This window comes from Nitrospirillum amazonense (genome assembly GCF_007828035.1).
Classification (GTDB): Bacteria; Pseudomonadota; Alphaproteobacteria; order Azospirillales; family Azospirillaceae; genus Nitrospirillum; species Nitrospirillum amazonense.
Genome location: NZ_VITV01000004.1, coordinates 689,770 through 708,947 on the forward strand (window position 1 = coordinate 689,770; position 19,178 = coordinate 708,947).

Genomic DNA, 19,178 nt, shown 5'->3' on the forward strand with positions numbered 1-19,178 from the left:
GCCTCATTCCTTGGGCAGCGTGGGGCCCTGGTCCGGCTTGGTGACGTCCACGAAGTCGCCGTCGATGACGGTGGTGGGACGGGCGGGGCCGCCATAGCTGCCGCCCCCATTCATTCCGCCCCCGGCTGTCCGCACGGTGAAGCGGGTGCCCGACAGCCGCTGGGCCTGGCCCAGCAGGGCGCGGCGCACCGGCGGGACCAGCAGGGCGACGCCGGCCACATCGCTGATGAAGCCGGGCACGGCGAACAGCACACCGGCGGTGGCCAGGCACAGGCCATCCCAGGCCTCCACCACCGGGGCCTGGCCCGGTGACAGCCCGGCGGCCTTGCGCAGGGCGTCCAGCCCCTGGCGCTGCACCAGCCACAGGCCGACGATGGTGGACAGCACCACCAGGGCCACGGTGCCCAGGACGCCCACCTTCTCCCCCACCCAGGCGAAGGCGGCGATTTCCGCCAGAAGATACGCGATGAGAAAAAGGGGAAGGCGCATAAGCTTGCTCTTTCTTCGGGCGCCGCCTATCTACAGCGAGAGGGCCGCCCGTAATGACAACCGGGTGTTCGGTCTTAACATGGTGGGGCGAGGGCCCCGTATCCAGGTGCCGATTGGGCCTGGAACGCGGGCTTATTTCAAGCGCCGGAGGTTCGAAGTCTGCAATGGGTGACAACTCCTACTTCTTCGAAATCATCATCTTCGCGATGATCGCCGTGTTCCTGGCCTATCAGCTGCACAAGGCGCTGGGCCGCAAGACGGGGGAGGAGCGTGAGCGCCCCAACCCCTTCACCGCCGTCCCTCCCGCGCAAGGGCCGACCACCCAGGGTCAGCAGGGCCAGGGTCAGCAGGGCGTGCGCCCGCCGCCCTTCCAGGGGGTGCAGCCCAAGGTGATCGAGGGCACCGCGCGCGACGTCACCCCGCCCGACTACGACGGCCCGCTGTCGCTGGAAGCCGGCCTCGCCCGCATCCACCAGGCCGATCCCAGCTTTGACGAGCGGCGTTTCCTGAAGGGCGCGGAAGGCGCCTTCGGCATCATCGTCGACGCCTTCGCCCGGGGCGATACCGGCGCCCTGCGCCCGCTGCTGGCCGACGCCGTCTACAACGACTTTGCCAAGGCCATCGAGGCGCGCGCCCGGGCGGGCGAGACGCTGGAGGCGCACATCCAGGCCTTCGACACCGTGGACCTGGTGCAGGCCCGCCTGCTGGAAGGCCAGGCCCTGTGCACGGTGAAGTTCATCACCCACCAGACCAACGTCACGCGCGATGCCCAGGGGCGGGTGGTGGACGGCGACGCCGAGCATCCGGCCGAGGTGGTGGACATCTGGACCTTCGCCCGCGACACCAAGTCGTCCGACCCCAACTGGCGCCTGGTCGAAACCCGCGTTCCGCATTAAGCGGGCGAATGGCGGCGCAAATCGCGATGCGCGCCGCATCCGGTGTTTCCTTCCGGCGGCGATCCGTTTTAAGGTCCGGCTCGACCTGACGATCCAGCCGCCCAGCGAGGAACCATTGCCCATACCGTGCCGGCCCGTTTTCGCCCGCGCGGCGCGCGGCGTGGCGGGCGCCCTGCTGCTGCTGACCACCGCCTGTTCCCTGTTCACCTCCGAAGAGCCGCCGCCGCCGGCCCCGGCGCCGGGGGCCAAGCTGGTGCTGCAGCCGGCCGCCTATGCCGACCTGCCCGGGTGGCAGGCTGACAGGGTGGTTGAGGCCGTGCCCGCCATCCTGCGTTCCTGTGACAAGATGCTGCGCCAGACCTCCGGTGTCGCGGGCAAGCCCCAGGACTGGAACGCCCCCTGCTCGGCCCTGAAGAACCTGCCGCCGGGGAACGAGGCCATGGCCCGCGCCGCGCTGGAACGCTGGTTCCAGCCCTGGCGCGCCACCGACAACGGCAATCCCGAGGGTTTGTTCACCGGGTACTATGAGGCGGAACTGCGCGGCAGCCGCACGCGCCACGGCCGCTACACGGTGCCGCTCTATCGCCGTCCGCCCGACCTGGTGATGGTCGACCTGGGCGAGTTCCGCGACAGCCTGAAGGGCCAGCGCATCGCCGGCCGGGTGACGGACGGCAAGCTGAAGCCCTACGAGGACCGCCGCCGTATCGATGCCGGCGCCCTGACCGGCAAGGGGTTGGAGCTGGTGTGGCTGGACGACGCCGTCGATGCCTTCTTCCTGCACATCCAGGGCTCTGGCCGGGTGGTGCTGGAGGAGGGGGGCGAGATGCGCGTGGCCTATGACGGGCAGAACGGCTGGCCCTATGTCGCCATCGGCCGCCAGATGGCGGCGGATGGCAAGCTGGACCGCGACGCTGTCACCATGCAGTCCATCCGCGCCTGGTTGGCCGCCAACCCGGCGCAGGCCCAGGCCACCATGGAAGGCAACCCGTCCTACGTCTTCTTCAAGCCGCTGGAGGGGGACGGCCCCCTGGGCGCCCAGGGCGTGGCGCTGATCCCCGGCCGCTCGCTGGCGGTGGACCATACCTACGTGCCTTACGGCCTGCCCGTCTGGCTCGACGTCACCGACCCGGAGGACGGGGACAAGCGCCTGTCCCGCCTGATGGTGGCGCAGGACACCGGCGGCGCCATCCAGGGACCTGTGCGCGGCGACGTGTTCTGGGGTCACGGGCGTGAGGCGGAGAGCCGCGCCGGCGTGATGAAAAGCCGGGGCGGCTATTGGCTGCTGCTGCCACGCACGGTGACGCCGGCCAACATTGCCGCCGGGCCCGGACCGTCTTCATGAGCCGCCAGCGCCGCAGTCCGACGTCGGAGGAAATCCGCCTGTGGCGTGAGGTCATGCGCGACGCCGCCCCGCTGCGCCGGGGCGCTCCCCTGCCGCCGCCCCCGCCCGCGCCGGTGGCGGCCGCCACCGCCGTGCCCGCCGCCCCGCCGCTGGCGTCGGCGCCGGCGGCCAAGCCCGTTCCCGCCGCCCCTCTGGTCCATCCCCCGCTGGTCTTCGGCGCCCGCGCCGGTCTGGACCGCCGCACCGACGACCGCTTGCGCCGGGGCCAACTGGTCATCGATGGCCGGCTGGACCTGCACGGCATGACCCAGGCCGAGGCGCACGGCGCCCTGAACGCCTTCGTCGCCCGCGCCCACCGCGAGGGTCGGCGCACCCTCCTGGTCATCACCGGCAAGGGCTCCGGCGGCGGCGTCCACATGGGCACCGACCGGGAAAAGGGCATCCTGCGCGTGGCGGTGCCCCGCTGGCTGGGGGAGGCGCCCTTGCGCCCCCTGGTGCTGGCCATCCGCCAGGCCCAGCCGCAGCATGGTGGTGGCGGCGCGCTCTACGTGCTCCTGAAGCGGCAGCGTCCATGACCCCCTTCGGCCAGCGGATGCGTGAGCTGCGTGAGCAGCACGGCCTGGCCCTGAAGGACATGGCCGCCGCCCTGCACATCTCCTCCGCCTACCTCTCCGCCTTGGAGCACGGTCGCAAGGGCACGCCCTCGCCCATGCTGGTGCGCCAGATTTGCGGTTATTTCGGCATCATCTGGGACGAGGCGGAGGAGATGGAACGCCTGGCGCAAATGTCCGACCCCCGGGTGGTGGTGGACACCAGCGGCCTGCACCCCAAGGCGACCCTGGCCGCCAACCGCTTGGCGCAGCGCATCGGCAAGATGGACGAGGCCACGTTAGATCGGCTGCTGGCGCTGATCGGGCCGGCCTGACCAGATGCCCTCTTTCCCGCCGCTGCTTCATGCGACGAAACGGGCTGCGCGGCGAAACGGGGCAGCCCTGCAGTCGATTCCACTCGAACCGGGCGGGGCGCTCGGTTTAGAATGTTTATAGTTTCCCGTCTTTACCGGCGGCCGGTTCACCATTTCCGTCTTTTGGGAGCGTCCCCATGCCATCGCGTCTTGAACAGCTTTGCATCCAGAAGGGCCTCAAGATGACCGAGCAGCGGCGGGTGATCAGCCGCGTGCTGTCCGAGGCCATGGACCATCCGGATGTGGAGCAGGTGTACCGCCGCGCCGTGGAGATCGATCCCAACATCTCCATCGCCACGGTCTACCGCACCATGCGGCTGTTTGAGGAAGCCAACGTCATCGAGCGGCTGGACTTCGGCGACGGCCGCGCGCGGTACGAGGAAATCCGGGATGAGCACCACCACCACCTGATCGACCTGCAGTCGGGCGAGGTGATCGAGTTCCGCAATGAGGAGCTGGAGCGTCTGAAGGAAAAGGTGGCGGCGGAGCTGGGCTATGAGCTGATCGGCCACCGCCTGGAACTGTATGGCGTGCCGCTGAACCGCGCCAAGCGCTCCTGAGGTTCCATCCCATGGCTTGCCGCGAGGATGCCACGTCCGACTGTTGCCGCCCCGCCGTCGTGCGGGCGTACCAGGAGATGCGCGGCAAAGGCCAGCCGGAGAAGTTCTGCCTGGAGGCGGCGATCACCGTCTACCGCTGGCACCACCCCAGCCCGGACGACCTGCCGCCCGAGGTCATGGCCATGGTGACCGGCTGGGTGCACGACGGCCTGCGGCACTGAGCGGGCAGGGAAGGGCATGGAAACGGTGTTCGACTGGCATGCCGACCCGATCGACCGCTCCACCCCAATCACCGCCGGCTATCGAGCCACCCAGAACGTGCGGCGCTTCTTACGCCGGGAGTGCGGGGAGCATTTTAGGTTCGACCGTCCCTTCATGGCCTGGATGAAGGCCGCCGTGGGGCGGACCATGGGCGATGCCGCCGATGAATGGCTGCGGCGGGACCGGGCCTGACCGGCGTGGGTGACGTCCGTCACCCTGGCAGCACCCTGCCCCTGCGCCCCTTGCACTGGTCAAGGCGTCTGGCCGCCCGTATGGTCCGGCGCCATCAGCAGCCCCCCAGCAGAGGCGACGCCCCATGATTCCGCGCTACAGCCGCCCCCAGATGGTCAAGATTTGGGAACCGGAGAACCGGTTCCGGATCTGGTTCGAGATCGAGGCCCACGCCTGCGACGCGCAGGCCGAGCTGGGCGTCATCCCCAAGGAGGCGGCGGCAGCCGTATGGGAGCGCGCCAAGTGGGACGTGGCCCGCATCGATGAGATCGAGCGCGAGACCAAGCACGACGTCATCGCCTTCCTGACCAACCTGGCGGAGCATGTCGGCCCCGAGGCCCGCTTCGTCCACCAGGGCATGACCTCCAGCGACGTGCTGGACACCTGCCTGGCGGTGCAGCTGAAAGAGGCGACCGACCTGCTGCTGGCGGACATGGATGCCCTGCTGGCCGCCCTGGCACGCCGGGCGCAGGAACACAAGTATACCCCCAGCATCGGCCGCAGCCACGGCATCCATGCCGAGCCGGTGACCTTCGGCCTGAAGCTGGCCGGCCACTACGCCGCCTTCAAGCGCGGCCGTGATCGCCTGGCCGCCGCCCGGGATGAGATCGCCACCTGCGCCATCTCCGGCGCCGTCGGTACCTTCGCCAACATCGACCCCCGGGTCGAGGAGCATGTGGCCGCCAAGCTGGGCCTGACGGTGGAGCCGATGTCCACCCAGGTGATCCCGCGCGACCGTCACGCCATGTACTTCGCCGTCCTGGCGGTCATCGCCGCCAGCATCGACAACCTGGCCACGGAAGTCCGCCACCTGCAGCGCAGCGAAGTGCGTGAGGCCGAGGAATATTTCAGCCCGGGCCAGAAGGGCTCGTCGGCCATGCCGCACAAGCGCAACCCGGTGCTGTCGGAAAACCTGTCGGGCCTGTCCCGCCTGATCCGCAGCCATGTGGTGCCGGCGCTGGAGAACGTGACCCTGTGGCATGAGCGCGACATCAGCCACTCCTCGGTGGAGCGCGTCATCGCCCCCGACGCCACCATCGCCCTGGACTTCGCCCTGTCCCGCCTGACCGGCATGATCGACAAGCTGGTGGTCTATCCGGAAAACATGCAGCGCAACCTGGACATGCTGGGCGGCCTGCACAACAGCCAGCGCGTCCTGCTGGCCCTGACCCAGGCCGGCATGAGCCGCGAGGACGCCTATCGCGCCGTGCAGCGCAACGCCATGCCGGTGTGGCTGGAGGGCAAGGACTTCCGCACCCTGCTGAAGGCGGACGCCGACGTGGCCAAGCACCTGACGGCCGAGCAGATCGACGGCGCCTTCGACCTCGACTACCACACCAAGCACGTCGACACGGTGTTCAAGCGCGTGTTTGGCGAGTAAGGCGTCCGGCATGAAGACCAGCCTCATGCCGGTATAGGACGCGACCGCGTCCGCCGGAGCGTTTTGGGAAGCGAAGCGGACTGAAACGCGAGGAAGCCAAGCCGGCGGATGCCGGCGCCCGGCGTCTGAGGGAACACGAAAAAAGGGGCGCTCCCGTATGGGGCGCCCCTTTTCCTATTCCCCGTGATCCTGGAGCGGATCAGGCGGTCATCATCTGTTCGCGGGCCACTTCCAGCGTGTGCTCCATCTCCTTCTCCACGCGGTGGGCGGAGATGTCGACGCCCTTGGCGGTGAAGTCGGCCATGATGCGGGCCAGCACGTCCTGGTGGCCGGGCTCGCGCAGGTCTTCCGAGACCATTTCCTTGGCGTAGGCGGCGGCCTCGTCGCCCGTCAGGCCCAGGTGCTGGGCGGCCCACTCACCCATCAGGCGGGCGCGGCGGACGTAGATGCGGAACAGCAGTTCCTCGTCATGCTTGAACTTGGCCTCGAAAGCCTGTTCGCGTTCGTCAAAGGTCGTCATCGCTATTCCTCGAAGCACAGCTCTGGGTGGTTTCGATTTCCCCCGGCAGCCTTATATATCGGGTGGTCGCTTGCGGTCTACAGCCCCCGGGGCAATACGCCGCCCCCGGGGCATTTCCCGAAGCGGCGCCAATACTCTGTCAGGTGCCTTCATCCCATGTGCAGCGTCATCCTTCTCCGCCGTCCCGGCCACGCCTGGCCCCTGATCGTCGCCGCCAACCGCGATGAGATGAACAATCGTCCCTGGCTGCCTCCCGCCCGCCACTGGCCCGACCGGCCGGAGGTGGTGGCCGGCAAGGATGAGCTGGCGGACGGCAGCTGGTGCGGCCTGAACGACACCGGCGTCCTGGCCGCCGTGCTGAACCGCGAGGGCTCGCTGGGCCCGGCGGCCGGCAAGCGGTCGCGCGGGGAACTGGTGCTGGAGGCGCTGGACCATGCCGACGCCCCGGTGGAGGCGCTGTCGGATTTGGACACCCGCGCCTACCGCCCCTTCAACCTGCTGCTGGCTGACAATCGCGACGCCTGGCTGCTGGAACATACGGGGGAGGCGGGGCGCAACCGGGTGCGGGTGACGCCTATCCCCGAGGGCGTCTCCATGATCACCGCCCGCGGCTTGAACGCCGCGGATTGCCCGCGCACCCGGCGCTACCGCCCCCTGTTCGCCGCCGCCCCCGCGCCGGATCCTGAGACCGATCACTGGGCGGAATGGGAGATGCTGCTGGCCAGCCGCGTCAGCGGCGCGGGCGATAATCCGCGCGAGGCGATGTGCATCGTGACTCCACAGGGGTTTGAAACCACCAGCAGCTCCCTCATCGCCCTGCCGGCCATGGACCGCGCCGGGGTGCTTCCCCGCTGGCGCTTCGCCGCCGGCCGGCCGGACGAGGCACCTTTCCTTGATGTGGATCTGGGACGCGGGTTTGGGCCGATAAGTCCGACCGTATAGGCGCCCGGCGTGGGGCGAGGGGTGCCTGACATTGTACAGGACCCCATTGCTTGCTATATCCTCGCCATCAGGGCCGGCCCTCGGGCGCGGGCGTTCCGCTATGCGCACGTCCGCCCGATGCCGCCCGCATCCGTTCGTTCGAAAGAAGTGATCCCATGTCTCGACGCCGGCGGATCTACGAAGGCAAGGCCAAAGACCTGTTTGAAGGGCCTGAGCCCGGCACGCTGGTTCAGTACTTCAAGGATGATACGTCCCATGAGCACAAGAAGGGCGTCATCACCGGCAAGGGCGTGCTGAACAACCGCATCTCCGAATACCTGATGACCCGCCTGGGCGAGATGGGGGTGCCCACCCATTTCGTCCGCCGCCTGAACATGCGCGAGCAGCTGGTGCGCGAGGTGGAGATCATCCCGGTCGAGGTGGTGGTGCGCAATGTCGCCGCCGGCTCGCTCAGCAAGCGCTTCGGCATTCCCGAAGGCACGCAGCTGCCCCGCTCCATCATCGAGTTCTATTACAAGTCCGACGAGCTGGGCTGCCCCATGGTGTCGGAGGAGCACATCACCGCCTTCGGCTGGGCGGGGCCCCAGGACCTGGACGACATGCTGTCGCTCAGCCTGCGCATCAACGACTACCTGTCCGGCCTGTTCCTGGGCACGGGCCTGAAGCTGGTGGACTTCAAGGTGGAGTTCGGCCGGCTGTGGGACAATGACGAGATGCGCATCGTCCTGGCCGATGAGATCAGCCCGGACAATTGCCGCCTGTGGGACATCAAGACCAACGAGAAGCTGGACAAGGACCGCTTCCGCCAGGACCTGGGCAAGGTCGAGGAAGCCTACCAGGAAGTGGCCCGCCGCCTGGGCATCCTGCCCGAGGGCGGCCCCGGCGACGTCAAGGCGCCCAAGCTGATGCAGTGAAGTTCCGGTCCCGGGGGCGATTTCGCCCCCGGGCCTTTTCATATCCCTCGTTTTGCGTAGAACCAACCAGGAAGCATCGATCATGAAGGCCAAGGTTACCGTCACGCTGAAGCACGGCGTCCTCGATCCCCAGGGCAAGGCCATCGGCCACGCCCTGCAGACCCTGGGCTTCGACGGCGTGGGCGAAGTCCGTCAGGGCAAGCTGATCGAGCTGGACCTGGAAGAGACCGACCCCGCCAAGGCCAAGGCGGCGGTGGAGTCGATGTGCCAACGCCTGCTGGCCAACACCGTCATCGAGAACTACGCCATCGAGCTGGTCTGAGTCCCGGTCCGGGGCGGCGCCCGGCCGCCCCGGTGCCCCTTATTCCGTCGGTTTCAGGCCGGCGATGAAATAGCCCAGCGCCCGGTCGAACGCGGCGTCCGGGCTGTCGCTCAGGACGCCGGCCATCGCCGCCGCCATCAGCGGCGCGTCGGGCCCCACCTCCGGCAGGGTCTGGCCGGCGCGGTCGGGCGCGTCCGTGGCCCGCGCCTGTTCCTCCAGCACCCATCCCACGACGAAGCGCGACAGCGCGATCATGATGCACAGCGCGTCCGCCGGGGCGAAGCCGTGCCGGCACAGCAGGCCCACCTGCGCCTCCGCCAGCGGCATCTGTTCCGCCAGCGGGCCGGTGCCGGCGTGCACGCGGGCGCCGTCGCGATAGGCCAGCAGGGCGTGGCGGAAGCTGCGGACGTTGAGCGTCAGCCACGCCCGCCAGTCCGTCTCCCCCTCCGGTGGCCACACATGCTTGTGCTGCGCCAGCATGGCCACGGCCATGGCGTCCAACAGCGCGCGCTTATTACGGAAATGCCAATACAGGGTGGGCGACTGCACGCCCAGGCGCGCCGCCAGCAGGCGGGTGCTGAGCCCGTCCATCCCCACCTCGTTCAGCAGATCCAAGGCCGCGCGCACCACCGTGTCGCGGGTCAGTTTGCCCTCTGGCCGCATGCCATCCTCCATTCGCGCTTGACTCTCTATCATCGATAGGGAAAATGCAACTCTATCAGTGATAGGGATTTGAAGGCGTGGCGTCATGAACAAGGCGTTGTATGTGGTTTTCCTGGCCATGGCGCTGGATGCGGTGGGCATCGGCATCATTATGCCCATCCTGCCGGGACTGTTGCGCGAAGTGACCGGCACGGACGATGTGGCGCCGCTCTATGGCCTGCTGCTGGCGATCTTCGCCCTGATGCAGTTCTTCTGCGCCCCGGTGCTGGGCGCGCTCAGCGACCGCTACGGTCGGCGGCCCATCCTGCTGCTGTCGCTGATCGGCGGGGCACTGGATTATTTGGCCCTGGCGTGGTCGCCCAACATCTGGGTGGTGGCGGGCGGCCGCATCCTGGCCGGCATTACCTCCGCCAACATGGCGGTCATCACCGCCTACATCACCGACACGACGGAAGAGGCGGGGCGGGCCAAGCAATTCGGGCGCATGAGTGCCGCCTTCGGCGTCGGCTTCATCGCCGGCCCGGCCTTGGGCGGCCTGCTGGGCATGGTTTCGCTGCGAGCGCCCTTCCTGCTGGCGGCCGGCTTGAACGGCCTGAACTTCCTGCTGGCGCTGCTGGTGCTGCCGGAGTCGCGGCCGGCGACAACGGAGCGCGCGCCCATCAAGCTTGGCGCCTTGAACGCCTTCGGCTCCCTGCGCTGGGCCGTCGGCGTACCGATCCTGGCGCGGCTGCTGGTGGTTTATGTCCTGGCGGAAGGGGCGGGCCAGCTGGCGGCCTCGCTCTGGGTGCTGAACGGCCAGGACCGATTCGCCTGGGACGCGTCGGTGGTGGGCTGGTCGCTGGCGGCCTTTGGTTTCCTGCACGCCATTGCCCAGACCTTCGTGACGGAACCGGTGACCCGCCGGCTGGGTGAACGGGGCGCCTTCATCCTGGCGGCGGTGGCGGACGGCGTGGCCTATGCCGTCATGGCCTTCGCCACCCATGGCCTGGCCGTCTTCCTCATCATGCCGCTGCTGTCCCTGGGTGGCATCGTCGGGCCGGCCCTTCAGGCGCTTATGTCCTTCCGCGTCGGCCAGGACCGGCAGGGTGAACTGCAGGGCACGCTGGCGGCGCTGGGTAGCCTGGTGGGTATCGGCGGCCCGTTGCTCTTCACCGCCGTCTATGGCGCCACCCGGGCCAGCATGCCGGGTGCCGTCTGGCTGCTGGGCGTGGCGGCCTATGCCATCGCCGTTCCGCTGCTGCCCAGCCGCCGGGCCCTGGCGCCCACTGGGACACCAGCCGGCACGCCGGCGGGGGAATGAGGCGCGCGCTTCGCCCCGCGCGTCAGTCGGCTTTCGGTCCCACCCTTTCCGCCTCGTCCCGGTCCGCCTGGCTGGCGCCGGCGTGGACCAGCAGGTTGTCACGCAGGCGGCTGACCGTCTTCTGGATCACCTTGAACTCTTCCGGTGTCAGGCCGCTGGCCTTCACCAGATTGCGCTGCCCCCCCTTTTCCCGCAGCTGGCGGCCGGCCGGGGTCAGGCTGACCCGCACCTGGCGCTCATCCGCCGGGTCGCGGCGGCGCTGCAGATAGCCCAGCGACTCCAGCTTCTTCAGGATGGGGGTCAGGGTGTTCGATTCCAGAAACAGCTTCTCACCCAAGCCGCTGACCGTCTGGTCGTCCTGCTCCCACAGGGCGACGATCGCGATCCACTGGGTATAAGTCACGCCCAGTTCATCCAAGATCGCCTTGTAGGCGCGGCCGTAAGCTAGGTTCGCGGAATAGACGGCGAAGCACAGGAAATCCGCCAGCTTCGGCTGGGGGGCGGAGGGCGCGGGGCTGTCTGGTGCCGGGGCATCAGGGGGTGTCATCGGCGTTCCTTCCGATAAGGGTGTCAAGGGGCCTGCCGGCCTGTCCTGCCCTATATAACACGGATGCGATTAAATCGGGAATTGACGCCGCATTGGAACAGGTCTATTAACAGCGTATACGATCTAAACGGACACGATTAAAATAGGAGCCATCGTCATGGCCTCGATCCTTCTGGCGTATCTGGCGGGTGTGTTGACCATCGCCGCCCCCTGCATCCTGCCGCTGCTGCCCATCGTCCTGGCCCCGGCCCTGTCGGACGGGGCCGGCTTCCGCCGCCGGGGGCTACCCCTGCTGATGGGGCTAACGGCGGCCTTCGCCGTGACGGCCAGCCTGGCGGCAGCGGGCGGCTGGGCGGTGGCGGCCAACCAGTACGGCCGGGCGATGGGTCTGGCCTTCGTGGCCCTGTTTGGCCTGGCCATGATGTGGCCGGCGCTGGCCGCCCGGCTGACGGCGCCGCTGGTGGCGGCGGGGGCGCGGCTGGCTGAACGGTTCAGCCCTGGCGCGGCTTCGGGGGTCGACAGGACCGTCGCTTCGTCGCTGGCCCTGGGCCTGGCCACCGGGCTGATGTGGGCGCCCTGCGCCGGGCCCATTCTGGGCCTGATCCTCAGCGCCGCCGCCCTGCATGGGCCCGGCCCCGATACCACGGTGGCGCTGTTCTTCTACGCCCTGGGCGCCGCCACGCCGCTGGCCGTCTTCATGATCGGCGGCGGCAGGCTGGTGCGCGCCCTGCCGCAGGGGGCCCTGCGCTGGGCCGAGGGCGTGCGCCGGGTGGCGGGTGGTGCCGTGGTCGCCACGGCGGCCATCAGCGCCGCCGGCCTGGACACCCGCCTGTTCCTGGGGGTGCCGGCCTTGCCCACCGACCGGGTGGAGCGCGCCCTGGTCAAGGTGTTGAGCGCCCATGACTCCGGCGTGGCCCATGCCGCCACCCTGCCGGCGGCGAACCCATCTCCACAACCCCCGCTGACCGGACCCCTGGCTGACGTGCTGAAGGCCAAGGCCTGGGTCAACACCCCCGGTCTGACATCGGGGGATCTGCGTGGCCATGTGGTGCTGGTGAACTTCTGGACCTATTCCTGCATCAACTGCCTGCGCACCTTACCGCATGTCCGCCAGTGGGCGGCGCAGTACAAGGACCGGGGCCTGGTGGTGGTGGGCGTGCACACCCCGGAGTTCGCCTTCGAACGCGACGTCGACAACATCACCAAGGCCGCCGCCACGCTGGACGTGACCTATCCGGTGGCGGTGGACAACGACTATCGCATCTGGCGCGCCTTCGACAACCAGGCCTGGCCCGCCCTGTACCTGGTGGGCGCCGATGGCCGCGTCATCTACCAGGCCTTTGGCGAGGGCGATTACGACAAGACGGAACGCGTCATCCGCAAGGCGCTGGCGGACGCCCAGGCCACGCCCGCTGCTCCGGGTCCCGCCACCGCAGTCAAGGTTGAGGGCACGCAGGCCGCCGCCGACCTCAACGACCTGGGCTCCCCCGAAACCTATGTCGGCTATGGCGAGGGCCAGCGCTATTCCGGTGGCGATGACATCGTGGCCGACGCCCCCGCCCGCTACCGCCCGGCCGGCAGCCTGCGCCTGAACCGCTGGACCCTGGGCGGCGACTGGACGGTGGGCCGGGAATTCGCCACGGCCGGCCAGGCCGGGGCTCGTATCGCCTACCGCTTCCACGCCCGCGACCTGCACCTGGTGCTGGCGCCAGGCGCCGATGGCCAGCCCGTCCGCTTCCGGGTGCGCATCGACGGTGCCGCCCCCGGCGCCGACCACGGCACTGACGTGGACGCCGACGGCGTGGGCACGGTGCGCGCCGCCAAGCTGTACCAGCTGGTCCGCCAAACCGGCCCGGTGGTCGATCACACTTTCGAGATCGAGTTCCTAGACCCCGGCGCCCGCGCCTACGCCTTCACCTTCGGCTAACACCCTGCCACGGCAGGCGCGCCCCGGGCCCTCCGCGCAGGCGGTGCTGGACGTGGTAACGCTCTAAACCAGCCCCTGGGCGCGGAAGCTGAAGTGCCGGCCCCGGCCGATGACCAGATGGTCATGCACCGATATCTCCAGGGCCTTGGCGGCGTCGGCGATGGCCTTGGTCATCTGGATGTCCGCCCGGCTGGGGCTGGGATCGCCGCTGGGGTGGTTGTGCACCAGGATGATGCCGCTTGCGCCCAGCTCCAGCGCGCGCTTCAGCACCTCGCGCGGGTAGGCCGCCGTCTGGTTGACCGTGCCGCGCTGCTGCACCTCGTCACGCAGCAGCGCGTGCCGGCCGTCCAGGAACAGCACGCGGAACTGCTCTACCGGCTCATGCGCCAGGGCGCCCTGACAGTAATCCAGCAGCTTCTGCCAGGACGACAGCACGGGGCGGTCCAGCAACTCCCGCCGTGCCATGCGCAGGGCGGCGGCGGCCACCACCTTGATGGCGCCGATGGCGGCGTCGCTCAGCTTGAACTCGTCACGCAAGGTGGCCACCGGCGCCGACACCAGCCCCCAGAAGGAACCGAAGCGGTCCAGCAGCTGCTTGGCCAGGGGCTTCACGTCGCGCCGGGGGATGGCCTGGAACAGCAGCAGCTCCACCAGCTCATAATCCTGCAGGGCTTCCGGGCCCTGGCTCAGAAAACGCTCGCGCAGGCGGTCGCGGTGGCCGTGATAGTGGGGCGGCGGTTCCTTCTCGGCGGCCGGCGTGGGCAGGTCCAATTCCAGTACGGCGTTCTTGTCGTGCTCGCGGCCCATGCCCCATCCCCCGTTACCCGCGCAGGCAGTATAGGCGGGGCGCGATGCACCTGCCAGAGGCGGCGCCCAGGATGGGGTGGGGAGACCTGGGTGGGGAAAATCGTCCCGGCAAAACCTGCCCTTCGCACGGCGGGCCGGAGGGGCTTGCCGGGGTGGGCCCGGACCGGCCCCAGCAGCGACTCGCGGGAATCGCTGCTCTATCCGCCCAGCCATTGCCTGGCATATCTATTGCTTTGGGGTTACTTCGCCTGACCAGAGGAGTCCAGCCGCGATGCCCCATCTCATTCCCCTGTCCACCGTCAAGACGGCGCGTGCCGACAAGTCACTGGCCGAGAGGTCCTATGGGTGCGGGGACGAGCGCGGCCTTGAGCCCTTGCCCGGCATTCCCCTGGTGGAGGAGGAGCGGCTGCGCCGCTACGCCCTGTCGCTGGGGGACGGCGCGCTGTCCGAGATTCTGACGCTCTACGCGGAATGCCTGGTGGACGCCGGCGGCGCCTTGGACCTAGCGCTGCAGCGCGGTGCCGTCGACGGCGTGCGCCACTACGCCTATCTGCTGACCGGCACGGCGGCGGAGATGGGGACACCCCGGCTGGCCCACATCAGCCGCTTTCTGGCACGCCGCGCCGGGCAAGGGGTGGCGGAGGCTGGCGCCCTGGCCTCCTTGCGCCAGGTGCTGGCCCAGACCCAGGCAGCGGTGGGCGATGTGCTGGAACATCATCTGCAGGTGGTGCAGGGACCGCAGGTCGCCCGTGCGTGATCCCGAAATCCAAAAGAAAACCCCGCCCGGGGCGACCTGGGCGGGGTTTGCCTTTCCGGCACAGGGCCGGTGATCAGGCCTTGGCCGCGTAGGGCGGCTGGTGGAAACCCGCCGGGGACAGGGTGAAGATCTCACAGCCGTCCTTGGTCACGCCCACCGTGTGCTCGAACTGCGCCGACAGGCTCTTGTCCTTGGTCACGGCGGTCCAGCCATCGGACAGAATCTTCACGTCATAACGGCCGATGTTGATCATGGGCTCGATGGTGAAGATCATGCCTTCCTTCAGCTCCGTGCCCTGGCCCGGCTTGCCGAAATGCAAGACGGACGGGGCGGTGTGGAACACCTTGCCCACGCCGTGGCCGCAGAAGTCACGCACGACGGAGAAGCGGTTGCCCTCGGCGAAGGTCTGGATGGCGTGGCCGATGTCGCCCAGGGTGGCGCCGGGGCGCACCGCCTGGATGCCGCGCATCATGGCCTCATACGTCACGTCCACCAGCTTGCGCGCCTTCAGGGGGATGTCGTCACCCACGAAGAACATGCGGCTGGTGTCGCCGTACCAGCCGTCGACGATGACGGTGACGTCGATGTTGGCGATATCGCCCTTCTGCAGGCGCTTGTCGCTGGGGATGCCGTGGCAGACCACGTGATTGACGGAAATGCAGCAGGACTTGGGATAGCCGCGATAGCCCAGGGTGGCGGACTTGGCACCGTGGGCCTGCGTCCATTCCTCGCACAGCCGGTCGATCTCCTCCGTCGCCACGCCGGGCACGACGAAGGGGGTCAGGTAGTCCAGCAGGGCCGCGGCCGTCTGGCCGGCCTTGCGCATGGCGGCGAAGCCTTCCTCGCCATGGATGACGATGCCGCGATCTTCCAGTTCGTACTCTTCATCCGCGGCGGCGGCCGCTTCGCCTCTGTTCATGCTCTAAAATCCATCTGTCGGGCGGCCAGCCGGCCAAGCCCAGCCAAGTACCAGCGTCCGGCGGTCATGGGGCTGGTGAACAGGCGCCGGCGCATACGGTTCCGAACTTAGGCGCGCCACCGTTCCACGGCAAGGCAATCCGGGGCAGGGCAGGGCTCCGAATCCGCGTCAGGGACGGTTGGCGGCGGGACATTTCCCCCTATAATCGCGCGGCCCATCCCGTCCCGCGACGAAAGAGCCCGCCTCGAATGACCGCCCCTACCGCCGCGCCCACTGGCTGCCTCATCATCATCGGCAATGAGATCCTGTCCGGCCGCACCCAGGACGTGAACCTGAACCACCTGGCCAAGGTGCTGGGCGGCATGGGCGTGCGCCTGAGGGAGGCGCGCGTGGTGGCGGATGACGAGGCCGCAATCATCGAGGCGGTGAACCAGACCCGCGCCCGCTACACCTACGTCTTCACCACCGGCGGCATCGGCCCCACGCACGACGACATCACCGCCGCCTGCGTCGCCAAGGCCTTCGGCGTGCCGCTGGTGCGCGATCCCGAGGCCGTGCGCCGGCTGGAGGCGCACTACCAGGGCACGGGGCGGGAGCTGAACGAGGCGCGGCTGCGCATGGCCAACGTGCCGCAAGGCGGCATCCTGATCGACAACCCGGTCTCCGCCGCCCCCGGTTTTCAGATCGGCAACGTCTTCGTCATGGCGGGCGTGCCGGCCATCATGCAGGCCATGCTGGCCGGCCTGACCAACCGCCTGGTGGGCGGCCCGGTGGTGCTGGCCCGCACCGTGCGCTGCCTGGTGGGCGAGGGAGAGCTGGCCGGCGGCCTCAGCGCCATCCAGGACCGCTATGCCGACGTGGACATCGGCAGCTATCCCACCTATCGCGAGGGCCGCTTCGCCACCAGCCTGGTGCTGCGCAGCCCCGACGGATCGCGCCTGGCCGCCGCCACGGAGGAGGTCGCGGCCCTGGTGCGCGGCATGGGGGCGGAGCCGGAGGTGGTGGAGGGAGCGGCCTGACAGCGGCCGGTGACGTTTTGCCCGCGTTACCGGCTTTTGCACGCTTTACTGGCCTTGCCCTGCCGGCCCCACCTTCGCTAGTGTCCAGCGGCCTCGACCCTGGATGCCCGCTTGGCGGAATTGGTAGACGCAAGGGACTTAAAATCCCTCGCCCTCACGGGCGTGCCGGTTCGATCCCGGCAGCGGGCACCACGGGTGGGGCCTTATTTCCTAAATCACTGCTCCCGCTCTTCCGCCATGTCCTCGGCCAGTTCGCTGGCCAGGTCGACGAACAGGCCGGGGTCGACGGTCAGGCCCTGGGCCTCGTTGATGCGCACGAAGATGCGCCAGGCGTGCAGGATGGCCACGTCCAGGATGGTGTCGTCGGCCTCCTCCGAATGCTTGTCGGTGATGCCCCGCTCCTCCAGGGCCGCCTTGATATCCAGGTCGGCGGCTTCCAGCACAGCTTCCATGGCGCGCTTGTGGGGGGTGGACATGATGGCAACTCCTTGAATAACAATCAGATGCTTGGGACATGACATCCGCCGCCGGGCCCGTGCCGGCGGGGGTGTCCGAAATCCATCATAGCGGATGGCGCGGACGCGAAGCCATGCGCGGGTTTGAGCGGTGTTTCAAGCCGAAACTTGAGCGGTTTTAGGGGGAAGGACGTGGCGCCTGCCTTGCGTTTCCTGGCCGGGCCCGAGGCCATGGCCCGCCTGCGCCGCGACGGCGTGTCGGATGAGCTGTTCGGCACGGTGGCGGGGGCCTCCGGCGGGCCGAAATGGCTGGCGCTGACCCGCTTGGACCGGGCCATCCTGTCGCGCTGGTTCCAGGGCCGCACCCGGCCCCTGGCCCTGGTGGGCAGTTCCATCGGCAGCTGGCGCTTCGCCGCGATGGCGCGGCAGGATCCGGCCAGCGTGCTGCGCCGGTTCGAGGAGGCCTACCTGGCCTATGTCCCGTCCGATGCCACCATGCCCACCCTGACGCGGGAAAGCCGCGCCTTCCTGGACATCATCCTGGGCTCCCCCTCCGGCGCCAACGAGGGTGACCGCAAGGGCGCGCGGGAGATCCTGTCCCATCCCGCCATGCGCCTGTCGATCCTGGCCGTGCGGGGGCGCGGGCCGCTCAGCGCCCGCCATCCGGCCTGGGTGGGCGCCGGCATCGGGGCGGCGGGCCTGGCCAACCTGGTCAGCCGCCGCAGCCTGCCCCTGTTCTTCCAGCGCACGCTGTTCGCCGACCCGCGCGCGGCCGACCCCTTCGACCTGGCCGCCGGCTTCCCCACACGGCGGGTGGCGCTGACCCCGGCCAACCTGGGCGATGCCCTGATGGCCTCGGGCGCCATCCCTTTCCTGTTCGAACTGGTGCGCGACATCGGCGGGGCCAGGCCCGGCGCCTATATGGACGGCGGTATCATGGACTATCACCTGGACATCCCCTTCGTGGCGGAGACACCGGGCAGCGACCTGGTGCTGTTCCCCCATTTCGGACCCAAGGTGGTGCCGGGATGGTTCGACAAGGCCCTGGCCTGGCGACGCCCGGCGGCGTCCTCGCTGGCCCGCACCCTGCTGCTGTGCCCCTCCGAGGACTTCCTGGCGTCGCTGCCGCACGGCAAGATTCCCGACCGCCGCGATTTCAAGGCGCTGCCGCCCGCCGAGCGCCAGCGCTACTGGCGCCAAGCCGTTGCCGAGACCGACCGCTTGGCCGACGAGTTCCTGGACGCCGTCGACCGCGGCCGCATCCCGGATTTGCTGGAGCCGCTGCGGGGCTGACGCCCTTTCCCCCGCGCCCCCTAAGCGCCCGGCTTCCCTAGAGCGGAACGCGATCAGGTGGAATCACCTGATCGTGTAAATCCGCTCTATCATGAACAGGTTAAGAGCAAGATGCGATCATGACTGATCGCATCTTGCTCTAGGCCGCGACTGCGGCCGCCGGAGCGAGTACCGCCCATTGAGTGTGAAGGAGGGCGCAGCGAGGATGAGCCAAAGGGCCGGATGGCCCTGCCGGCGTTTGAGGAACTAGTAACGCGGCATCCCCATGGTCTCCACCGGCACGATGGCCTTGCCGATGGGGGCCAGCGCCAGCATGGCGAACTTGAAGTGCTGGATGCCGAAGGGGATGCCGATGATGGTCACGAACCAGAACACGCCGGCGAAGACGTGATAGAGGGCCAGCCACCAGCCGGCGAACAGGAACCAGACGACATTGCCCAGGAAGCCCAGGGGGCTGGTGCCCAGGTCTTCCCGGCCGGTCAGGACGCGGCGGTCCACCGCCATCTGGCCGAAGGGCCACAGCACGAACAGGCCCATGTTGAAGGCCGCCCGGGCCCAGGGGATGCCGACGATGCTGACCACCATAAGGATCGCGGCCATGAACCAGGCCAGCGCCCCGGTGAACCCGAACAGCACCACCCACAGGATGTTCATCAGCAGACTGATCAT

At 68.9% G+C, this 19,178-nt stretch carries 24 protein-coding genes and 1 tRNA gene; 17 read left to right on the forward strand and 8 right to left on the reverse strand.

Annotated elements, in window-relative coordinates; genetic code table 11:
- Positions 1-3: 3 nt before the first annotated feature.
- Positions 4-489, reverse strand: a complete 486-nt coding sequence (locus tag FBZ87_RS14740) for an FxsA family protein (RefSeq protein WP_145611008.1) — start codon at positions 487-489, stop codon at positions 4-6.
- Between the two features lie 164 nt (positions 490-653).
- On the opposite strand from FBZ87_RS14740, the gene FBZ87_RS14745 reads away from it, so the two are divergent.
- From FBZ87_RS14745 to purB, 8 genes are all read left to right on the forward strand, one after another.
- Positions 654-1,385: a Tim44/TimA family putative adaptor protein gene (locus tag FBZ87_RS14745; protein WP_145611009.1), complete on the forward strand. Its 732-nt coding sequence runs from the start codon at positions 654-656 to the stop codon at positions 1,383-1,385.
- A 115-nt stretch (positions 1,386-1,500) separates the two neighbouring features.
- Complete coding sequence (mltA, locus tag FBZ87_RS14750) at positions 1,501-2,727, forward strand: murein transglycosylase A (protein WP_186454757.1); 1,227 nt, start codon at positions 1,501-1,503, stop codon at positions 2,725-2,727.
- Positions 2,724-3,302 carry a Smr/MutS family protein gene (locus FBZ87_RS14755; protein WP_145611010.1) on the forward strand — a complete coding sequence of 193 codons (579 nt, stop codon included), beginning with the start codon at positions 2,724-2,726 and terminating at the stop codon, positions 3,300-3,302. The genes mltA and FBZ87_RS14755 overlap by 4 nt, the downstream gene beginning before the upstream one ends.
- Positions 3,299-3,652, forward strand: a complete 354-nt coding sequence (locus FBZ87_RS14760; RefSeq protein WP_004274464.1) for a helix-turn-helix domain-containing protein — start codon at positions 3,299-3,301, stop codon at positions 3,650-3,652. The genes FBZ87_RS14755 and FBZ87_RS14760 overlap by 4 nt, the downstream gene beginning before the upstream one ends.
- Before the next feature lie 176 nt (positions 3,653-3,828).
- Complete coding sequence (locus FBZ87_RS14765) at positions 3,829-4,251, forward strand: Fur family transcriptional regulator (protein ID WP_004274465.1); 423 nt, start codon at positions 3,829-3,831, stop codon at positions 4,249-4,251.
- An 11-nt stretch (positions 4,252-4,262) separates the two neighbouring features.
- Positions 4,263-4,472 carry a hypothetical protein gene (locus FBZ87_RS14770; RefSeq protein WP_145611011.1) on the forward strand — a complete coding sequence of 70 codons (210 nt, stop codon included), beginning with the start codon at positions 4,263-4,265 and terminating at the stop codon, positions 4,470-4,472.
- A 16-nt stretch (positions 4,473-4,488) separates the two neighbouring features.
- Positions 4,489-4,704 (forward strand): DUF6434 domain-containing protein, encoded by a 216-nt coding sequence (locus tag FBZ87_RS14775; RefSeq protein WP_145611013.1) that lies wholly within the window; start codon positions 4,489-4,491, stop codon positions 4,702-4,704.
- Between the two features lie 124 nt (positions 4,705-4,828).
- The gene (purB, locus tag FBZ87_RS14780; RefSeq protein ID WP_145611014.1) at positions 4,829-6,124 is read left to right on the forward strand and encodes an adenylosuccinate lyase; all 1,296 of its coding nucleotides are present in this window, start codon (positions 4,829-4,831) and stop codon (positions 6,122-6,124) included.
- Positions 6,125-6,323: 199 nt separating this feature from the next.
- Here purB and FBZ87_RS14785 read toward each other — a convergent pair whose 3' ends face one another.
- Complete coding sequence (locus tag FBZ87_RS14785; protein ID WP_145611015.1) at positions 6,324-6,644, reverse strand: DUF1476 domain-containing protein; 321 nt, start codon at positions 6,642-6,644, stop codon at positions 6,324-6,326.
- A gap of 156 nt (positions 6,645-6,800) precedes the next feature.
- On the opposite strand from FBZ87_RS14785, the gene FBZ87_RS14790 reads away from it, so the two are divergent.
- The 3 genes from FBZ87_RS14790 to purS all read left to right on the forward strand — a co-directional run bounded on the left by FBZ87_RS14790 (position 6,801) and on the right by purS (position 8,822).
- Complete coding sequence (locus tag FBZ87_RS14790; protein ID WP_145611016.1) at positions 6,801-7,586, forward strand: NRDE family protein; 786 nt, start codon at positions 6,801-6,803, stop codon at positions 7,584-7,586.
- 155 nt (positions 7,587-7,741) lie between these two features.
- A complete protein-coding gene (gene purC, locus FBZ87_RS14795) occupies positions 7,742-8,500 on the forward strand; it encodes a phosphoribosylaminoimidazolesuccinocarboxamide synthase (RefSeq protein WP_145611017.1) in 759 nt (252 codons plus the stop codon).
- An 82-nt stretch (positions 8,501-8,582) separates the two neighbouring features.
- Positions 8,583-8,822 (forward strand): phosphoribosylformylglycinamidine synthase subunit PurS, encoded by a 240-nt coding sequence (purS, locus tag FBZ87_RS14800; protein ID WP_145611018.1) that lies wholly within the window; start codon positions 8,583-8,585, stop codon positions 8,820-8,822.
- 39 nt (positions 8,823-8,861) lie between these two features.
- Here the strand turns inward: purS and FBZ87_RS14805 are convergent, their stop codons facing one another.
- Entirely contained in the window at positions 8,862-9,485 is a 624-nt protein-coding gene (locus FBZ87_RS14805) for a TetR/AcrR family transcriptional regulator C-terminal domain-containing protein (RefSeq protein WP_145611019.1), read from the reverse strand.
- Positions 9,486-9,570: 85 nt separating this feature from the next.
- On the opposite strand from FBZ87_RS14805, the gene FBZ87_RS14810 reads away from it, so the two are divergent.
- A complete protein-coding gene (locus FBZ87_RS14810; protein ID WP_145611020.1) occupies positions 9,571-10,785 on the forward strand; it encodes a TCR/Tet family MFS transporter in 1,215 nt (404 codons plus the stop codon).
- A 22-nt stretch (positions 10,786-10,807) separates the two neighbouring features.
- Here FBZ87_RS14810 and FBZ87_RS14815 read toward each other — a convergent pair whose 3' ends face one another.
- Positions 10,808-11,332 (reverse strand): MarR family winged helix-turn-helix transcriptional regulator, encoded by a 525-nt coding sequence (locus FBZ87_RS14815; RefSeq protein ID WP_145611022.1) that lies wholly within the window; start codon positions 11,330-11,332, stop codon positions 10,808-10,810.
- A 157-nt stretch (positions 11,333-11,489) separates the two neighbouring features.
- On the opposite strand from FBZ87_RS14815, the gene FBZ87_RS14820 reads away from it, so the two are divergent.
- Positions 11,490-13,259, forward strand: coding sequence for a redoxin family protein (locus FBZ87_RS14820; RefSeq protein ID WP_145611023.1), 1,770 nt, complete (start codon positions 11,490-11,492; stop codon positions 13,257-13,259).
- Between the two features lie 63 nt (positions 13,260-13,322).
- Here the strand turns inward: FBZ87_RS14820 and radC are convergent, their stop codons facing one another.
- Positions 13,323-14,066, reverse strand: a complete 744-nt coding sequence (gene radC, locus FBZ87_RS14825) for a RadC family protein (protein WP_145611024.1) — start codon at positions 14,064-14,066, stop codon at positions 13,323-13,325.
- A 271-nt stretch (positions 14,067-14,337) separates the two neighbouring features.
- Here radC and FBZ87_RS14830 point away from each other — a divergent pair, with 271 nt between their 5' ends.
- A complete protein-coding gene (locus tag FBZ87_RS14830; RefSeq protein ID WP_145611025.1) occupies positions 14,338-14,823 on the forward strand; it encodes a hypothetical protein in 486 nt (161 codons plus the stop codon).
- Positions 14,824-14,896: 73 nt separating this feature from the next.
- Here FBZ87_RS14830 and map read toward each other — a convergent pair whose 3' ends face one another.
- Positions 14,897-15,742: a type I methionyl aminopeptidase gene (gene map, locus FBZ87_RS14835; protein ID WP_088872221.1), complete on the reverse strand. Its 846-nt coding sequence runs from the start codon at positions 15,740-15,742 to the stop codon at positions 14,897-14,899.
- Positions 15,743-15,990: 248 nt separating this feature from the next.
- Between map and FBZ87_RS14840 the strand changes: the two genes are divergently transcribed.
- Together FBZ87_RS14840 and FBZ87_RS14845 are read left to right on the forward strand one after the other, a co-directional pair.
- On the forward strand, positions 15,991-16,761 hold the full coding sequence (locus tag FBZ87_RS14840) for a competence/damage-inducible protein A (RefSeq protein ID WP_145611026.1): 771 nt from the start codon (positions 15,991-15,993) through the stop codon (positions 16,759-16,761).
- A 105-nt stretch (positions 16,762-16,866) separates the two neighbouring features.
- Positions 16,867-16,953, forward strand: a tRNA-Leu gene (locus FBZ87_RS14845).
- A gap of 23 nt (positions 16,954-16,976) precedes the next feature.
- Here FBZ87_RS14845 and FBZ87_RS14850 read toward each other — a convergent pair.
- The gene (locus FBZ87_RS14850; RefSeq protein ID WP_145611027.1) at positions 16,977-17,237 is read right to left on the reverse strand and encodes a hypothetical protein; all 261 of its coding nucleotides are present in this window, start codon (positions 17,235-17,237) and stop codon (positions 16,977-16,979) included.
- A 171-nt stretch (positions 17,238-17,408) separates the two neighbouring features.
- Between FBZ87_RS14850 and FBZ87_RS14855 the strand changes: the two genes are divergently transcribed.
- On the forward strand, positions 17,409-18,509 hold the full coding sequence (locus FBZ87_RS14855) for a patatin-like phospholipase family protein (protein WP_145611028.1): 1,101 nt from the start codon (positions 17,409-17,411) through the stop codon (positions 18,507-18,509).
- 246 nt (positions 18,510-18,755) lie between these two features.
- On the opposite strand, the gene FBZ87_RS14860 is transcribed toward FBZ87_RS14855, so the two are convergent.
- Complete coding sequence (locus FBZ87_RS14860; RefSeq protein WP_145611029.1) at positions 18,756-19,178, reverse strand: YccF domain-containing protein; 423 nt, start codon at positions 19,176-19,178, stop codon at positions 18,756-18,758.

Bases quoted from the DNA above. Each gene is read 5' to 3' on its own strand.
- FBZ87_RS14740 (WP_145611008.1), bottom strand. From the start codon at position 489: ATGCGCCTTCCCCTTTTTCTCATCGCGTATCTTCTGGCGGAAATCGCC.
- FBZ87_RS14745 (WP_145611009.1), top strand. From the start codon at position 654: ATGGGTGACAACTCCTACTTCTTCGAAATCATCATCTTCGCGATGATC.
- FBZ87_RS14755 (WP_145611010.1), top strand. From the start codon at position 2,724: ATGAGCCGCCAGCGCCGCAGTCCGACGTCGGAGGAAATCCGCCTGTGG.
- FBZ87_RS14760 (WP_004274464.1), top strand. From the start codon at position 3,299: ATGACCCCCTTCGGCCAGCGGATGCGTGAGCTGCGTGAGCAGCACGGC.
- FBZ87_RS14765 (WP_004274465.1), top strand. From the start codon at position 3,829: ATGCCATCGCGTCTTGAACAGCTTTGCATCCAGAAGGGCCTCAAGATG.
- FBZ87_RS14770 (WP_145611011.1), top strand. From the start codon at position 4,263: ATGGCTTGCCGCGAGGATGCCACGTCCGACTGTTGCCGCCCCGCCGTC.
- FBZ87_RS14775 (WP_145611013.1), top strand. From the start codon at position 4,489: ATGGAAACGGTGTTCGACTGGCATGCCGACCCGATCGACCGCTCCACC.
- purB (WP_145611014.1), top strand. From the start codon at position 4,829: ATGATTCCGCGCTACAGCCGCCCCCAGATGGTCAAGATTTGGGAACCG.
- FBZ87_RS14785 (WP_145611015.1), bottom strand. From the start codon at position 6,644: ATGACGACCTTTGACGAACGCGAACAGGCTTTCGAGGCCAAGTTCAAG.
- FBZ87_RS14790 (WP_145611016.1), top strand. From the start codon at position 6,801: ATGTGCAGCGTCATCCTTCTCCGCCGTCCCGGCCACGCCTGGCCCCTG.
- purC (WP_145611017.1), top strand. From the start codon at position 7,742: ATGTCTCGACGCCGGCGGATCTACGAAGGCAAGGCCAAAGACCTGTTT.
- purS (WP_145611018.1), top strand. From the start codon at position 8,583: ATGAAGGCCAAGGTTACCGTCACGCTGAAGCACGGCGTCCTCGATCCC.
- FBZ87_RS14805 (WP_145611019.1), bottom strand. From the start codon at position 9,485: ATGCGGCCAGAGGGCAAACTGACCCGCGACACGGTGGTGCGCGCGGCC.
- FBZ87_RS14810 (WP_145611020.1), top strand. From the start codon at position 9,571: ATGAACAAGGCGTTGTATGTGGTTTTCCTGGCCATGGCGCTGGATGCG.
- FBZ87_RS14815 (WP_145611022.1), bottom strand. From the start codon at position 11,332: ATGACACCCCCTGATGCCCCGGCACCAGACAGCCCCGCGCCCTCCGCC.
- FBZ87_RS14820 (WP_145611023.1), top strand. From the start codon at position 11,490: ATGGCCTCGATCCTTCTGGCGTATCTGGCGGGTGTGTTGACCATCGCC.
- radC (WP_145611024.1), bottom strand. From the start codon at position 14,066: ATGGGCCGCGAGCACGACAAGAACGCCGTACTGGAATTGGACCTGCCC.
- FBZ87_RS14830 (WP_145611025.1), top strand. From the start codon at position 14,338: ATGCCCCATCTCATTCCCCTGTCCACCGTCAAGACGGCGCGTGCCGAC.
- map (WP_088872221.1), bottom strand. From the start codon at position 15,742: ATGAACAGAGGCGAAGCGGCCGCCGCCGCGGATGAAGAGTACGAACTG.
- FBZ87_RS14840 (WP_145611026.1), top strand. From the start codon at position 15,991: ATGACCGCCCCTACCGCCGCGCCCACTGGCTGCCTCATCATCATCGGC.
- FBZ87_RS14850 (WP_145611027.1), bottom strand. From the start codon at position 17,237: ATGTCCACCCCCCACAAGCGCGCCATGGAAGCTGTGCTGGAAGCCGCC.
- FBZ87_RS14860 (WP_145611029.1), bottom strand. From the start codon at position 19,178: ATGATCAGTCTGCTGATGAACATCCTGTGGGTGGTGCTGTTCGGGTTC.